Below are 15,480 nucleotides of genomic sequence, written 5' to 3' on the forward strand. Positions count from 1 at the left end.
CAATAGTTAGGCAGCAGCCGTAGCGTTAGCGACAGGCTGCGTGGGTTTAATTGGTTAGTTTGATAACTTCGGCGCCATTCCATCGACTGGCGACAGACTGGGCTTGTTGCGGTGAGGTATACTGCGTGGCAGTGGTCGGGTCATAGGTGGAGAACCCACGCCCGGCTACCCAGTACCTTCCTTCTGGAATGTAGACCACAAACGTCATAATTCACGCTCTGCGTGGCTTTTCATAACTCAATTACCTCTTTATCAGCGAATTCACATATCGCTTTTCTAAATTGATTACCCTGCGTTGATACATGGTATCCCTGAGCGTAGGTACGCCCCCGCATATCGACCTTGTGCGTCAGATGGAACCGATTACCTGTTTGAATCAGGTCACGGTACACCCGGTAAGACGCGGTGACGAAGGTATGCCATTGCTTGGCTACATCAACGTCCATATCCGGATCCTTAGGTACCTCTGATAAGCTGGTTAACACCCGCTTATTCAGACATAAGGGAATCCGGTTAAAGGTGTTGATAGTATCTAAACAGATATCACCATCATGGTACGTACCCTTACCTAATATCATTGCTGATTTCTCGGTCAACAGGGCATTGTCGTAGTTGTGCTCCACTGTATTTGGGGGCACCACCATTGGTGGTAAGAACTTAGTTTCATGGATAAACGTATGCGTCTGTTCATCCAGTTCAATGTTGTTACGGACCATTAGAATGCCGTACTCATCCTCTTTATACAGGTCGAAGAAATCGAACTCTGTAATCAGGCCCATTAGTTCCGCGGCAGTAGTAATACCGTGAATCTTATTGTCCATTTTCAATGAACCGACTATCTGACCTACCACTGAGGAAATTTCAGTATCCCTCGTCAGGGTAGCGGTGACGCACAGTATGTCTTGGAGGACTTCCAGCATATCCCGCTTGGATAACTCCTCAAGACGTTGATTTTTAGTAGCGTAGTAGTCACCACGCAACCACTCACGTAAGCTATCTGCACAGCGTTCCATCAGGTCAATCATGGATTGATCATTAGTCAAATCATGCAGTATCCGTGCTTTAATGTTTCTCTTACTGAACGTCTTTTCGACATAGCGTTGGTAGGAATCTAAATCTATCATTGGCTTCATCCCGTTAGTCCCGACAGGGACAGGAGTGCGCGGAGCGCACCTATCCCGTTAATTCTTTTAAGCTTGTTGTGCCCACGATGGCTGGCCATCTTCCGGCTTGACATAGAACACACTGGCCCACATTTGACGACAGTGCTTACAGGTCACTGTGGCCTCATACGCAGAGATATCAACTTTATCTGAGGCGTAATAACCACACATGGTCTGTCGCATCGAATTACCCACAAAGTGCTTGATTTGCATAATGTTTCCTTAAACAAAAAAGGGAGCCTTAGCCCCCTTACAATCAATTAAATTGCAGTGGCATATTTGCCGGCAATTCTTCCATACACACAGGCTCATCAAAGCTGTCGGTATCCAGACTCTCAAGATGCTGTTCAACCCAGCTATCTAAATCCATTTCAAACATTTCAACTATCCTCACAGTTGCAAATCAAAAGAAAGGGACACATGCCCCTTTAACGCCAGCTATGCTGGTAACAAAACACGAATAGTCAGCACAGCGCCAACAACCAACAGCCCGGCAATGATGTTCAAGTGCCAGTCTCTTAGTACAAATTTCTTACGAGGTTTACGATTCACATAATCATGTGGCATGACTGTTTCCTTACAGAAGAAAGGGTACCGAAGTACCCTTAATGTTTATGCTTTAGCGAAGTGCTCACGAAGCTTATTGGTTGTTTCATCAGAAGAGGGTTTAGCAGGTTTAGAGGCACCTGAAAGGAACGAAGAAAAGTCCATTTCATTCGGGTCAGCGCGTTCTTCAAGATTGACTATTGAGTCAACACGAATTACTAAACCTTTTGCTTCTTCCGGGTTATCCAGTATCCAGTTATGCAATGCTTGCATTGCTGAACTCGGCTCATCAGAGCGGTATAACTGAGTACCGGTACGCGAAAGTGACACGCGCTGACCTTCTGAATTCTCTACCACCAAGTTGGCGAAACCGTCTGCACGACGTGCATTTCCACGGTTACCAGTTGAAGAATTACGTACTGCGTTGTTGTTAGCTAATTTAGCCATTTCACTATCCTCATAGTCATTTATAGTTTGGGCAACAGACCGTTCTGCTATCCCGTAAATCGCGCTTTGCGCGAACGTGCGAAGCACGTGTTTCGATAAATGAGATGAGTGACCTTGACGATGGTAGATGACAACTGTAGGCTGAGCGCCGCGAAGCCCCGTGTAGTGTTTTGTTGTGTAGTGTAAATTCAATGAACTCACTACTAGGTAGGATATATATACTTATATAACTATATAAATATAAAGAAAAACATGGAGCGAGTGGCGTAGCCACAGAGCTCCATATAGATATATATAAGTACTTATATACTACTTACTACATTACTTAATGACTGAAATACTACACTCACTTCTTCTAAGGTGAGTTCAATTGCAGTACCTATATCAGGTGCAATGTTCAGTGCCACCTTTGAGTAAATAGTGAGAAGTACTGAGGCCATAAATGCCACTACTACCAGTACCACTAAGACTGATAAATCAGTGAATATCTCATCTAACTTGTTCATACTAAATCCCATAAGTGAAATAGGGCTTACGCCTGACGGCTCAGCCCATTGATGTATTAACCTACGTAGTTCTCATGTAGCGTGAACTTATCAGCTGAGTGAACTCCATCTTCAATAGCGTCATCAGTAACAAAGTTCCACTTAGCTGGGATAATCTCCTCATCACCAATGATGATGGTCAACTGACCACACGATATATCTGGTAATGAGTAACGGAATGTACCCTCAGTCAATGTCATAACATGAGCATTCTCATGATGAGCACACTCGATGTAGGCAACACGTTCAGGTAAATTCACTTGTTCTGCTAAAGTCATGTTCATTCCTCAATAGTTTGATTAGCATTCATCACTCCAGCTATGCTGGTATATAGGGTGAGTATCGGAATGAGGTAGATAGATGGTAAGATGTAGGTGATAAGGAATTAGTCTGTAAGCTATCCCTGAGTCTCCCTGCTTAACTATCTACTATGAAGCTAAGGCTATGTACCAGATACATACTGATGCTGTCACAGTGGCATACAGGAGCGTATAAGAAGTAACATAAGAACTGTCTTCGTTGTTGTGTATTGTTGTGTTGTGTAGCTTTAAAGAATAAAGGGGACCGAAGTCCCCTTTACTTACGATGCTTGGTCTACGACTTGTAGTTGGGCTAGAGCTTGGTCACGTTTGGCCTTCTCTTGGGCCATCTTGTTTTTCTCTTGGTCTTCCCAGTCATCGGCGTATGCGCGAAGTACACGGGTACCAGATGCAAGTGATTCTGCTGCGTCCTCTGCTGCTGTGAATAGAACAGAGATAACGTTAAGACCTTGACGGATTTGCTTGATCATGTGAATTTCCTCGATAGTTGATGTTGACGGTAGTGCCATTAATCCAGCTTTGCTGGGTATGTGTAGGTAGGGGGGTAGGTTTGCTCACAGAGCAAATTCACGGTAGTAATGAACTCGTACCTAATTATTAAATTCTCAGAAAAGTTGGCGTATATTATTTGCACAAAAAAGCCCTCACATCGGAGGGCTCGTATAATTCAGACTGTCTTTAACTATGCTTGAGTTTGTAGCCTTCAAGTTTCCATAGCGCATCTTCTGCGCTTTTGGTAGCATTAACTAAAGCAACTTTACGTCCTATTTCTTCATCGAAGTTTTCAGGACTAACACACGCAGAGTATTCCAACGCGAGTGTGAACCCGGTAGTGTCAATCGCTGTGCATACCGTGGTAGTTGTGTTGGGGACTATCCAATATTCAAAACGCAATGTTTTGAGTTTAGCTTGAATATCCTCGTATCTGATTCTCTTGGCTTCTAGGCCTTTCTCTTGAATTTCCTGTTCGATGTTTTGATCAAAGTTACTTTCAGACATGGTTTCTCTCTCGGGGATTTAAGAATAGGTGGTGCTAGAAACGCACCGGAAGGAGTCGTCATACTATACCAGTGTTTCTAAAAACACTAGTCCCACCTAAAAGTATCCCTTCATGACTCAACTTACCGTAGATGAAATAAAGTCTGCGCTGCCAGACAACTTTAAAAAGAGTATTAATCAGCAATTGATTGATGGTATTAATGCCACGATCAGTGACCCTGAGATGTACGAGCAGTATCGTGACAACCTTGTGAGCTATACCCATGTGTTAAAGACGGGGAAGTTCAAGATAACCAATTACCTGGATGCAGTACGGTATGTCAGTTATAAGCTGATGAACCAAACCAATATTCAGGCTTACTCCAATACCTTCCCTGACAAAATAGCCCGGTTTAACGCCCAGGGTGTTTCCTCAAAAGACGTAGCCAGTTATGTCACGGCCTATAACAAATCCAAGTTAGTTAACCTGATACTTGAGCAGACCTTGGTTCCGACCTGGGTACTAAACCAGGACTTATATCAACGTGCATTGAATGTGCAGGCTGACCTGATGCTCAATGCCCGAAGTGAGAAGGTGCGCTCTGATGCTGCGAACAGCATCCTCACGCAACTCAAACAACCTGAGAAACAGAAGATTGAACTGGATATTGGTGTCAAAGAAGACAGCGTTATCGAGCAATTGAAGTTACGCACCGCTGAGCTTGCAGCCCAGCAGCGTATGTTGATACAGGCCGGCGCCACAAATGCACAGGAAGTCGCTCATTCAAAGATTATCGACAACGTGGAATACACGGAGGTTGATGATGAGTAATGGCGTTGCTCAAGCATTAGAAGATACCCGACTTAAGGTTGAGGATTACCTGAACAACGTGGATTACTCCATGAAGCCCGGGTATGTGCCCTCCGACTTTGCCCTGGAGTTTGTAAGCTTTATTAAGCTGGTGAATGGGGCAGAAGGGGAGGAAAACTTAACCCCGCTGGTTCACTACTACATGCTGGATACCATTACTCAGGGAGGGACCCGGATTGCCAATCTGTGTCACCGGGGTATTGCGAAAACCACTGTAATGGGTGAGTACCTGTTTTTATACATCGCGGTGTATGGGACGTTGCCGGGATTCGGCAAGGTTGACCTGGCGCTGTATGTATCTGACTCCATTGATAATGGTGTGAAGAACATGCGGAAGAACCTGGAGTACCGCCGGGAAAACTCTGACTTTCTGAAAGAGATGATTCCGACTACCCGGTTTACCGATATCCGCTGGGAATTTGTGAACGCGTCAGGCGAGAAATTCATTATCAAAGGTTATGGTGCTAAGACCGGAGTACGGGGCGCCAAAGAGATGGGTAAGCGGCCTCAACTGGCGGTACTGGATGACTTGTTTTCCGATGAAGATGCCAAGTCACCGACCATTATTGAGAACGTCGAAGCCACGATATACAAAGCGGTAACCTACGCCCTGCACCCTAAACACAACATGATCATCTGGTCAGGTACACCGTTCAACGCCAAAGATCCGCTTTACAAGGCCGTTGAGTCAGGTGCCTGGAAGGTGAATGTGTTTCCAGTGTGTGAGCAGTTCCCCTGTAGCCGGGAGGAGTTCCGCGGGTCCTGGCCGGACCGCTTCACCTATGACTATGTGAAAGAGCAATACGATATTGCGGTGAAACTGGGTAAAGCCGACACGTTTAACCAGGAACTGATGCTTCGGATTATGTCGGATGAAGACCGGCTAATCGCAGATAACGATATTCGCTGGTACCGGCTACAGAGTGTCCTGGCTAACCGAGCCCGGTTTAACTTCTATATCACGACGGACTTTGCAACGTCTGAACGGACCAGTGCCGATTACTCAGTAATCAGTGTGTGGGCGCTCAACAGCCAGGGTGACTGGTTCTGGGTAGATGGGGTGGTTAGGCGCCAGCTCATGGACAAAAACATTAATGATTTGTTCCGTTTGGCTCAGGTGTACCGGCCCCAGGAAGTCGGTGTGGAGGTAAGTGGCCAGCAGGGTGGTTTTGTTCAGTGGATACAAGATCAGATGCTAACCCGCAATATCTTCTTCCCCTTGGCTTCTGAGAACAATAACGGGAACCCCGGCATACGACCGAATACCCAAAAGATGGTGCGCTTTAATACCATCCTGCCTATGTTCAAAATGGGCAAGATCTTTTTCCCCCAAGAGCGAAAGGACAGCACTGAATTGCGTGAAGCAATGGATGAGTTGACCCTAGCCTCAAAAGGCGGCTTTAAGTCGAAACACGACGACTTTATAGATACCGTGTCGATGCTCAGTGTCCTGAATACCTGGCGACCTTCTGAGGACATTACACTGTCTCAGCAGGATGGTTCAGATATATGGGGCCACGAGGCAGAAGACGAAGACACCTCCCGCCTTGATTCCTACATCGTGTAACCTACCGAGAACCCTCCATGTTACTTTCAGACTTTTTTGACCACCTATCTTATGGTGAATTATCCCAACTGGCCATCGGCACCAACGATGTTGGCGCCATAGCCGAGAAAGACTATCCGCGTGTGACCACATTTGTAAACGGCGGAATGACGCTGTTACACACTATGCTTCGACTTAAAGTAGACCAGGTACTGCTACAAACCAACGCATTACAAAGTCGCTATGTATTAAGTAAGCAATTTGCGGTTTCCCAATCAGAAGGTGTTGATGCGGGGATCAACCAGTATATACTGGACGAGGTAATGCCCTTTCAAGACAACGTGTTAGCTATTGAAACCGTAGTCAACAGTGAAGGCGAACCGTTTAGTATTAACGATACTAACGACCCCGCGTCAGTATTTACGCCTAACCACCGTGAGATTCAATTCTATGAACCTAAAGATGCGGTAGTGGCGGTAACCTACCAAGCTAATCACCCCAAGATTAAACCCTACCGTGGTATGAACCCCGATGAGATTGAGTTAAACATTCCTGACTACTGTATTGATATCCTGGCGAACTATTGCGTAACACGCATGTTGGGAGGCGGTAACAGTGAAAGCCGTCAACTGGCGCAGATGTATCAGGGACTTATTTCAACTCAGATTGCTCAGATTGAGCAGCAGGGGCTTATCCAACCCGACATTCCCTCCAACCAACGCATCTGGAAAGACAAATGGGTATAAAAGCTGATTTTTCCCCGGCGAACGACGGAGCCGTTCATCCGGCACACACCCCAAACATTCACTTTCAAAATACAAGGACAAAGTGGATTATCGAGACAATATACTCGACACTGGTTGGTTAATTTGTAACGGGAAAAAGACCGTAAGCGTTTTATAAAAGAAAAGCGTTAGCCTTGATAAGCTAACGCTTTATTATTGAGAATTCTGTATAGTGCAGGGTGTTTTACTTACCTGATTCCCCCGCTAAAAAGAAGTCCCTAATGTTTGATCATTTGAAAGAAACCCCACCAACGGTGATCAGTGCAGCCCTTGCAGTCGTCATCTCTATCTTGCGTGTAATCTACGACAAAGAAGAAACGTCCTTCGTTCGTATTCTCCTGGAATCCGCCCTTTGCGGTGCGCTTGCCGTTGTCGCCGGCAGTGGCGTGACCGCACTAGGACTTGACCAGGATTGGACGATATTTATTGGAGGCTCTATTGGATTTATTGGCTCACAAAGTATTCGTGCATACGCTGATTTGTTTTTAAAAAAGAAAGCTAATGAGTAGCCGCAGGTTGTAAATTAATCCATCCTTGTACCGCGTCTTCTCCTACTAATCCTTCCTTCAACATTTCATTGATGCTTTTACATGTTGAGTCGATAATCCATTCTTCATTCACCCAGCACGCTACCTTACGTTCATCCTTGATTTGAATAAGAGCATAGCGTCTTGGAAACGATTTAAATTTCATTTTTTCCATTGGATTTGGGAACATTCCATTCAACCTGAATAAGTCTCGATTAACAGCATAAGAATACTTGTAATTGTGCAATTGTAAATAAAAACCCACGAAAACGTGGGTTTTTTCTATTACTTATTTGGTAGTAATTCTCGAAAGGAGTCCATTTTTGAAGAGACTTCCCCGAGTCGTACCTACCCAATACGCCACACTTCCTGCCCAAAGAGTAATGAGTTGCCCTCCGAAGAAGCTCACTAACTCTTTGTTATCTACGGGGATCGTGACAAAAAAGAGCAATCCGCCATACAAAGTAGCCAATAAAGTGAGAATCAAAACAATCACTTTAGGCATTTCAGACTCATCATGGTTCTTTCGGGCATCCTGACGGTCGGCCGTTTCACTTTGAAAGCCTTTCAAAAGCAGATCTCCAAAATGCTTTTGATTTTCAAATTCCAACTCTCTCAATTTTACTCTTGAGTCCGGAGAAAGAAGCGCAGTGGATACTGCATCTGGTGTCTCTTTTACTCCCAGGGTACTTGCTATCAGGGTGCCCACGGCTGCGCCGTGTGGCCCCGCTAACAGGGTTCCGGCCATAGGTGCGTACTCAGCAACTGTTTCCTTTATCTCTTTCCAATTCATTATGATGTAATCCTTAAAACCCAAGAAGCATCCCCAAACCACTTCAATAATTCATCACACGTATCCTTACTTCTGAATAGTTGCCCGTCCATGTGTGCTTTTCCAAAGGCAATACACCCTTCAAGTTGGGTTACTCTATTGGCAGGGTGGATTTCGATATGACTACGGTTTGGGACATCTTTTAGGGAATAATACTGGTGGGCGCCCGTGGTGTTCCGGTCCACAATGTAGTCACCCTCCGGGACACAAGATAGAAAAGGGAGGTTATCTTTGTCAGGGAGTTCGAGGGAGTATCTAAGAGAACCGTCAGGAAGATAAAGAGTACCGGAAGTATGTGTTTCCCAGTACGTGCGTTTAAGAATCAGCATGGTTTAAATACCTCACTAATTCCTGGTACCCGCCAATATGTGTATCGCCCTGGTAGACCTGAGGAATAGTACGCAGCCCCTGGTTTTTTATGAAATCCAGTTTGTCTTTTTGTTCTGGGACTTTAATGTCATAATAATCGAAAGGTAATTCTTTTTCGGTAAGTAGCTCAACTGCTTTCACGCAAAAAGTGCAGCCCTTGGAGCCGTATATAGTCAGCATAGGATTTGCCTGTGTGGATGGTTCTGGGGAGTAGGGCATGTGCAATACATTGCCCGGATAGGGCCGGTCTTCCCGGCCCACAGAAAGTACCTTTTACCCCGCCAAAAGTAAACCCTTCCCTTATAGGTTATCTATGAAACCACTTCCTAAGCTATACACCAATAGTCACTATCCTTTGACATTGATTTACAAGGATAAAGACGGTGTACCTATCGACATAACCGGCTACACCGCAAAACTGGTGATTCGCCGTTCTCTCTATACCACCCCGGAGATTGAAAAAACCGCCACTATCGGAGGACTTGACGGAGAAATTACCTTTACGGTTGAGCCTGCAGATACCGTAGATATTTTGGAGGCCGATGTGGACGCAGCCAAGTATCTGATGGGTGCAGTAATGACCGATACTGCGGGTAAGACACTCACCATCCTCCAGTCTCAGATTGAAGTTCGCCGGAACATCGTCCAATCCTAAATAGGGTCCCCTATGAACAACGATAACTTTCATGTAGTACATGAGGTATCGCCGGACGAGGTAGTCGTGGATGAGAATCATCACGAAATCGTAGTTAACACGGCGAACCCGACACAAGAAATCGGTGACACAACCCACATCATCACCATTCAGGCAGACGATCCCGTCAGTCTGTACCAACCAAACCGTGGTGGGGACGGGTATTTCACCAATACCGACCCAGACACCACGGTATTTAGCGGAGGCGTAGCCGAACGCGGCTTTACCCAGGTCAGATTGTCCTGGATTGAGTTAAATGTTCCTCCTCATCACTCTCATACAGAAATACTTCGGGCTACCGTGAACGATCCGGCCGCAGCCATTCCGGTCGGTACCTCGTTAGAACAGGCTTACGTGGATACAGTGGAACCTGGCCAGAGTTACTTCTATTGGCTCCAGGGTTTTACCCATTTTGGGGAGTCCACGCCGGTCAGTGACAGTATCCCGGCAGCCAGTAGCACCGACCAGGCAGCTATCCTTCAATTCCTTGGTTTAGACGAGGTGGTAAACGAGCTTGTACGCCTTGAGGCAGACATTGATGCCTACGGTAGTACATCACGACTATATTTGGACGAACTCGCTGCACAGAACCTCTCGGAAGCGCTCAAGTTAATTAATGATACTATCCTGACGGTGAATGCCAACCTCGTTCAGATAGAGGAAACCCTGGGATTAGCCAGTTCCACCGCGATTGCCACGCTGAACGAGCAGATCAGCATACTATTGACAGATAGCGAAGCGCGGGTTGCTCAGATAAATGCGCTGACCGCCCAGATGAATTCGGAAACCACTACCCGTACATCTGAGATAAGCCGTATTGATTCGGTCTTGGTTACAACCGATGCCGCTATCAGTACGGCAACGGAGGAGCTTACTGCCCTGATACAAGGTGAGGGGGTGACCCGGGCAGCAGCGCTGCTTTCGGAACGTAAGGCCGCGGTTACACGAGAAGGCGTCATAGCTTCTGCGGTAGACAGTTTATCTGCGTCCGTACAGGAGGGGCTGGACCAAGTGGATGCAGACATTTCGTTGGAACGCAGTACGCGAGCCACTGAACATGCCTCCCTTGCACAGCAGATCTTTGATATATCTACTGGCTTTGACACGGCACACACCTCCCTGGATGCCCGTATTACGAACGAGTCCACCGCTCGGTCCAATGCAGATACTGCATTGGCCAGTGACATTACCGCTTTGACTGCCACGGTAAACGATGGCCTGAACCAGGTGAACGCAGACGTAGACAACCGTTTCACGGTAATGACCTCGGCGTATGATGCGTATGCTGACAGTATTTTAACGCTGGAAGCCAATTACCAGGGGATAACCGATTCTGTCACTACCACTAATGCGGCATTAAATCAGGAGTCAATTACCCGTGCAGATGCAGATAGCGCATTAACAACCAGTCTCAATACACTGGAAAGTTCCTACAATACGTTTGTCAGTTCCACTAATGCGGCCATTTATGAGGAGCAAACAACCAGGGCTGACGCAGACCAAGTCAATGCCCAGGCGGTCACCGATTTATCAGCCAAGATGGATTCAGACATTGGTACTGCACTGGCTTCTGCCAAAGACCACACCAATGCCTCGGTCGGTTACTGTACGATTGCCGGCGAGCTGACGACTGATACCGACAAAACCACCTGTGAAGCTAATGGTGGTACCTGGGTTAAGTTACCATTGGCTCAGGCATTGGATCAGGTCAGTATCTCGTTTACGGATAGCTATTCTCAACCGGTTACCGGTACAGTTGGTAGCTTGTTTGAGGTCATGGCCAATGAATTGAACGAGTTAGATGCCCGGGCGTTCTTTGGCCTGGATATTAACAATCGTATCACTGGATTGGTGGTCACCGACGGCACCGGTAACCAAAGTGTCAGCAAGGTGGATTTGATTGGTAGTCAGGTCAACATTTTGCACGATGACACCATGGAGCCGTTTGTCAGCTTTGATACGGTGAATCGCCGTGGAGTTATCCGGGGCCAGTTAATCTTGACTGACGGCACAACCATCACTGACCAGGCTGATATCCAGGGTGCGGATGGTTCACCTGGTGCCGGCTTTTACACCATAGTTAACTCAAATGGGGTATTCCCGGCCAACAGTACCGCCACCAATGATTACACTGTACTGACGGGTCACGCGCCCATTAACCACACACACTTGACTTACACCAATGAAGCACGTACCGCCAGTCAAACAAGGCGGTTTGATGGTATTAGTTGGGTAGAACCTACACTAGTGGTCAACGGAGATGCGCTTGTCCTCGGTACCATTACTTCACAACATATTGTGACAGGTGCTGTCCAGACAGATCACCTGGCGTCCAAGGCAATCACAGCAGAGAAGGTAGATGTAACTAACCTATTCGCCCAGAACATTGATATATCTGGGAGATTAAAATCTGTTAATGGTGTGGATGAAGTAGTAATAAGCGGTGGTGGCGGGCGCCTTATTGATGCCACCGTGGGTGGGGAAACTGTTTTTCGTGTTGGCAGTGGGACGGGATTACTAAACGGTACCTGGATACTCCCTGCAAGCATATACAAAGACAGCTTAAGTCAAGAGGTTATCGACTTTATCCTCAGTCAGGTAGGAACCTCTACAGGTGGGGTTCGGTCCTCTAAAATCAAACCTATTCTCCAACAGGCTTATCCTCTCGAAGCACTTGATCACGGTACGTCCCCGATAACTGTCACGTTACAGGCTACGGCTACGGACAGCTCAAGTACAATGAAGGCCCAGGCCCAACTAACTGCCAAGATATATCGGGACGATACCCTTATCCGCACCGTCACCGGACAAGCCGATATGGAAACGTACAATGAAAGTGAGCCCGGCTCTACAACCTATGTACGCGGCTTCAATATGTACGAAAGCTTTGAAGACTTTACTGCACCGGATAACGGAACCTTTGTATATAAAGTTGTGTTTAGTGACATGTCAGCGGATTTCCCGAGCAATAATTCTGCGACATTTAGTGTCTCTGAGGACGGGGCTGGCGGTGGTTCCGGTGGTGGTTCTGGTGGTGATGCGACTACGTTGGATGGTTTGGACTCTACCCAGTTCCTACGTTCTGATATATCTACAATCTATCAAGACAACGGTGGTGGCTTACGTTTCGTGGGTTCTGCTAACCGTGGTTATGTGCAGGGGCTTGACGCAAACGGCAACAACGGTGAGTTGTGGTTGACGGGCCTTGGCGGAAGTCCCGCACGTGGAATCACACTTAAAGGTGATCTGATATATGTAGACGGGTTAACTGAGACAGTCAAAGGTTTGATGTACAAATCACCTGTCAATTCTAGCGCAGCGGTTAGTACATACATCAATACTAACAACTGGCTTCAATACCGGTTTGGGGGAACATCAGATGTAGTGGGGATGCTCTTAACAAACTATGACACGGAGACATTACGGCTGCTGCGTAACGGTGACATTGAGATGGTCGGTGACAATCCTGAGATTCGATTCCAGCCACGCGGTGCAAATGATTATGCAGGCATCCGTGTCGCAGCGGGTTCGGGTAATGATGGTTATTTCGAGTTTTGGACTTCTGATGATTACAACGAGCCGTTCGTCTGGCGTTCTTATGATGTAGGGAATTTGGGCACGGGTTCGTATCGGGAATGGATGAAACTCGACCAGTATGGGCTGACCTTGGATGGCGGGACTAACACAACACTGACAGTTCTGTCAGATGATAGTGGCGAGTCTGTCCTGAACTTGATTGGTAGCAGCCAAGGAACAGGCCGCGTGTATGTGGGGCAGTCGCTAGCGTATGGAGGCGGTTTTGAGTACAACGGGGACGGTGCGCCTAGTAGTTCATCCCCGCTGAATGACAGGGTTAGTTTCTTTCGCCGTAGCAATGGCGTGAACACAGAAGTCATGAGCTACTACTACAATGGGGGGCCGGTTACATTTACTGAACACCCTGCGGTTGGTGACGACATATTAATGACCCAAAAGAACAAGAACGGTTACTACGGTCTAATGTCGGGATCAACTGACGGTAATTGGGTGCGTACCACTGCTAATGGCCTTATCCCGTATCAGTCCGGCGGGACTAGTGCGCTGGGTACATCTGGCTGGCCGTTCCATGACCTGCACACGAAGAACGGTCACATAGACGAACTCAATACTGAGCATATTGAACTACGTAGCGGGGGTGCTGAGTCCAACATAGACATTGTAGGCAGTAGCGGCCAGTACGGTCGGGTTTGGTATCGGGACAGCGACAATCGTTTCGGTTTCTACCTGCATGACGGTAGCGGTATCAGTACCCGCCTTTACTGGCGCGGTGACCTTGACCGATGGACATATACTGGTGAGGCGTGGGGGCCGGACTTCATTGCGACCTCTGACCGGCGCATTAAGTCTGACATCAGGTTGATCGGTAACGCACTCGCTAAAGTCGATCAGCTTAACGGCTACACATATCATCAAGACCAACTAGGCCAATACAAAGCTGGACTAATCGCACAGGAGCTTGAAGCTGTTCTACCCGAATCAGTTACTACCAGTGATGAAGGCGAGAAGCTAAAGAGTATCAGCTTGTCAGGCCCTGTGGCGTTACTGGTTGAAGCTGTGAAGGAAATTAAAGCTAAAGTGGATGCACAACAGCGTGCGATTGACCAGTGGGGTAACGCCTAATGGCTAACTATAACGTCCGAGTGGAGTATGACTTTGAAACAGATAAGATATACGTCACCCCAGGTGAGGTGGACTGGCTAAAAGGAGGCGATAAACTCACTTTCGTAGACGGTGGGTACGCGTCCGACTTGCAGGTTGACTGGTTTGAAACTGACTACTGGAACCACGGAACAGGGACGATAGGTGCCGGGGGTTACACGCTACGCAGACACGTAGGAGAAACTGACACCTTACGTATCCGCTGTAGGGGCAAGACGGTCTACATAGTCACTCGCCGTAGGAACAAAGACACCTACCCCGACTCGTTCAACTTCCCAAGCCAGTCGGGTCTTGACCCCAAGGTCATGTACAGCGCCACGGCTAATATCACTGGCACAAACTATCCGGCGCAGGTGACGATCAAGCACACTAAGGCTGACGGTAGCGTGACCACAACCAACAAGGGGGTACATTCAAGTGGGACATTCACCTTCTGGTTCACCGCGCCTTACGACTATGACCTGACAGACACGTTCGAGGTGGACTTTGGAGGACGTAAGGACACGTTCACAGTATCCACTAAGAAGTGGCCTACCGTGGACCAAAAAGTCAACTTCCCTCACACCAGTCCCCCTTTCGGGCTACGGGATATAGGTGAGTTTTTCGGGTGGAACGGGACTCATCCAAAACTTACAGAATTCTATCGTGGTGGTGGACTCGTCCCCAGTATCGAACAGAATCAGGGCATTCCCCGGAGCGGTAGGATTAAGATAACGGATTTTGTAGGCTGTGCCTCTGCACTGTACTTCATTTACCGTCCGGGTTATAAAAGGGTAGAAGAAAATACCCTAAACGCAGCGTATACCCGTTCCCTCACCTGGAACGTTTTGACGGATTACACAGTGGGTTATGGGGCAACTGCCAATGATCTTGAATATAGGTACACAATAAACCGGGAGGATAACTGGGGTAACAATGACTTTACCTTTACGTCCCGTACTGGCTCTCCAGGTACATGGAGTCCCACCAATACTTGGGTCAAGGTAGAAGGGCACGGTCCTATGAATACCGAGCGGATTTACTCAGGTACAATCACGTTTTATGTACGAAACCGGCAAAATAATAGCTGGAGTATTTCCGTGAATGTACCGTTTGATATTATATTTAGCGGCCCGTAAACCCTCTTTACTCCTTGTACAGTTAATAGCATAATTTACTT

The 15,480-nt window shown here is 47.2% G+C and carries 20 protein-coding genes; 7 read left to right on the forward strand and 13 right to left on the reverse strand.

Annotation, left to right across the window (positions count from 1 at the left end):
* Nucleotides 1-46: 46 nt before the first annotated feature.
* From IT774_RS07565 to IT774_RS07600, 9 genes are all read right to left on the reverse strand, one after another.
* The gene (locus IT774_RS07565; RefSeq protein WP_195812024.1) at nucleotides 47-208 is read right to left on the reverse strand and encodes a hypothetical protein; all 162 of its coding nucleotides are present in this window, start codon (nucleotides 206-208) and stop codon (nucleotides 47-49) included.
* Between the two features lie 22 nt (nucleotides 209-230).
* Nucleotides 231-1,124 carry a hypothetical protein gene (locus IT774_RS07570; RefSeq protein ID WP_195812025.1) on the reverse strand — a complete coding sequence of 298 codons (894 nt, stop codon included), beginning with the start codon at nucleotides 1,122-1,124 and terminating at the stop codon, nucleotides 231-233.
* A gap of 66 nt (nucleotides 1,125-1,190) precedes the next feature.
* Nucleotides 1,191-1,376 (reverse strand): hypothetical protein, encoded by a 186-nt coding sequence (locus tag IT774_RS07575; protein WP_195812026.1) that lies wholly within the window; start codon nucleotides 1,374-1,376, stop codon nucleotides 1,191-1,193.
* 43 nt (nucleotides 1,377-1,419) lie between these two features.
* Nucleotides 1,420-1,542 carry a hypothetical protein gene (locus tag IT774_RS17725; RefSeq protein WP_269749795.1) on the reverse strand — a complete coding sequence of 41 codons (123 nt, stop codon included), beginning with the start codon at nucleotides 1,540-1,542 and terminating at the stop codon, nucleotides 1,420-1,422.
* A 233-nt stretch (nucleotides 1,543-1,775) separates the two neighbouring features.
* Nucleotides 1,776-2,156, reverse strand: a complete 381-nt coding sequence (locus IT774_RS07580) for a hypothetical protein (protein WP_195812027.1) — start codon at nucleotides 2,154-2,156, stop codon at nucleotides 1,776-1,778.
* 302 nt (nucleotides 2,157-2,458) lie between these two features.
* Nucleotides 2,459-2,662, reverse strand: coding sequence for a hypothetical protein (locus IT774_RS07585; protein WP_195812028.1), 204 nt, complete (start codon nucleotides 2,660-2,662; stop codon nucleotides 2,459-2,461).
* A 56-nt stretch (nucleotides 2,663-2,718) separates the two neighbouring features.
* A complete protein-coding gene (locus tag IT774_RS07590) occupies nucleotides 2,719-2,979 on the reverse strand; it encodes a hypothetical protein (protein WP_195812029.1) in 261 nt (86 codons plus the stop codon).
* Between the two features lie 302 nt (nucleotides 2,980-3,281).
* Nucleotides 3,282-3,491 carry a hypothetical protein gene (locus IT774_RS07595; protein ID WP_195812030.1) on the reverse strand — a complete coding sequence of 70 codons (210 nt, stop codon included), beginning with the start codon at nucleotides 3,489-3,491 and terminating at the stop codon, nucleotides 3,282-3,284.
* Nucleotides 3,492-3,699: 208 nt separating this feature from the next.
* On the reverse strand, nucleotides 3,700-4,020 hold the full coding sequence (locus IT774_RS07600; RefSeq protein WP_195812031.1) for a Gp49 family protein: 321 nt from the start codon (nucleotides 4,018-4,020) through the stop codon (nucleotides 3,700-3,702).
* A 112-nt stretch (nucleotides 4,021-4,132) separates the two neighbouring features.
* Between IT774_RS07600 and IT774_RS07605 the strand changes: the two genes are divergently transcribed.
* The 4 genes from IT774_RS07605 to IT774_RS07620 all read left to right on the forward strand — a co-directional run bounded on the left by IT774_RS07605 (nucleotide 4,133) and on the right by IT774_RS07620 (nucleotide 7,710).
* Nucleotides 4,133-4,831, forward strand: a complete 699-nt coding sequence (locus IT774_RS07605) for a hypothetical protein (protein ID WP_195812032.1) — start codon at nucleotides 4,133-4,135, stop codon at nucleotides 4,829-4,831.
* Nucleotides 4,821-6,437 carry a hypothetical protein gene (locus tag IT774_RS07610; RefSeq protein WP_195812033.1) on the forward strand — a complete coding sequence of 539 codons (1,617 nt, stop codon included), beginning with the start codon at nucleotides 4,821-4,823 and terminating at the stop codon, nucleotides 6,435-6,437. The genes IT774_RS07605 and IT774_RS07610 overlap by 11 nt, the downstream gene beginning before the upstream one ends.
* Before the next feature lie 17 nt (nucleotides 6,438-6,454).
* The gene (locus tag IT774_RS07615; RefSeq protein WP_195812034.1) at nucleotides 6,455-7,162 is read left to right on the forward strand and encodes a hypothetical protein; all 708 of its coding nucleotides are present in this window, start codon (nucleotides 6,455-6,457) and stop codon (nucleotides 7,160-7,162) included.
* A gap of 260 nt (nucleotides 7,163-7,422) precedes the next feature.
* Entirely contained in the window at nucleotides 7,423-7,710 is a 288-nt protein-coding gene (locus IT774_RS07620; RefSeq protein WP_195812035.1) for a phage holin, lambda family, read from the forward strand.
* On the opposite strand, the gene IT774_RS07625 is transcribed toward IT774_RS07620, so the two are convergent.
* The 4 genes from IT774_RS07625 to IT774_RS07635 all read right to left on the reverse strand — a co-directional run bounded on the left by IT774_RS07625 (nucleotide 7,700) and on the right by IT774_RS07635 (nucleotide 9,190).
* On the reverse strand, nucleotides 7,700-7,918 hold the full coding sequence (locus IT774_RS07625; protein ID WP_218958955.1) for a hypothetical protein: 219 nt from the start codon (nucleotides 7,916-7,918) through the stop codon (nucleotides 7,700-7,702). The genes IT774_RS07620 and IT774_RS07625 overlap by 11 nt on opposite strands.
* Before the next feature lie 99 nt (nucleotides 7,919-8,017).
* Entirely contained in the window at nucleotides 8,018-8,521 is a 504-nt protein-coding gene (locus IT774_RS07630; RefSeq protein WP_195812037.1) for a hypothetical protein, read from the reverse strand.
* A complete protein-coding gene (locus tag IT774_RS18010; protein WP_408641203.1) occupies nucleotides 8,521-8,889 on the reverse strand; it encodes a DUF5675 family protein in 369 nt (122 codons plus the stop codon). The genes IT774_RS07630 and IT774_RS18010 overlap by 1 nt, the downstream gene beginning before the upstream one ends.
* Entirely contained in the window at nucleotides 8,876-9,190 is a 315-nt protein-coding gene (locus IT774_RS07635) for a glutaredoxin family protein (protein ID WP_195812038.1), read from the reverse strand. The genes IT774_RS18010 and IT774_RS07635 overlap by 14 nt, the downstream gene beginning before the upstream one ends.
* A 52-nt stretch (nucleotides 9,191-9,242) precedes the next feature.
* Between IT774_RS07635 and IT774_RS07640 the strand changes: the two genes are divergently transcribed.
* Genes IT774_RS07640 through IT774_RS07650 form a run of 3 tightly spaced genes read left to right on the forward strand, consistent with a single transcriptional unit; the run spans nucleotide 9,243 to nucleotide 15,439 of the window.
* A complete protein-coding gene (locus IT774_RS07640) occupies nucleotides 9,243-9,584 on the forward strand; it encodes a hypothetical protein (RefSeq protein WP_195812039.1) in 342 nt (113 codons plus the stop codon).
* Between the two features lie 12 nt (nucleotides 9,585-9,596).
* Entirely contained in the window at nucleotides 9,597-14,282 is a 4,686-nt protein-coding gene (locus IT774_RS07645; RefSeq protein ID WP_195812040.1) for a tail fiber domain-containing protein, read from the forward strand.
* Entirely contained in the window at nucleotides 14,282-15,439 is a 1,158-nt protein-coding gene (locus tag IT774_RS07650; RefSeq protein WP_195812041.1) for a hypothetical protein, read from the forward strand. The genes IT774_RS07645 and IT774_RS07650 overlap by 1 nt, the downstream gene beginning before the upstream one ends.
* The last annotated feature ends 41 nt before the right edge of the window (nucleotides 15,440-15,480 follow it).

The organism is Salinimonas marina (assembly GCF_015644725.1).
Taxonomy (GTDB): Bacteria; Pseudomonadota; Gammaproteobacteria; order Enterobacterales; family Alteromonadaceae; genus Alteromonas.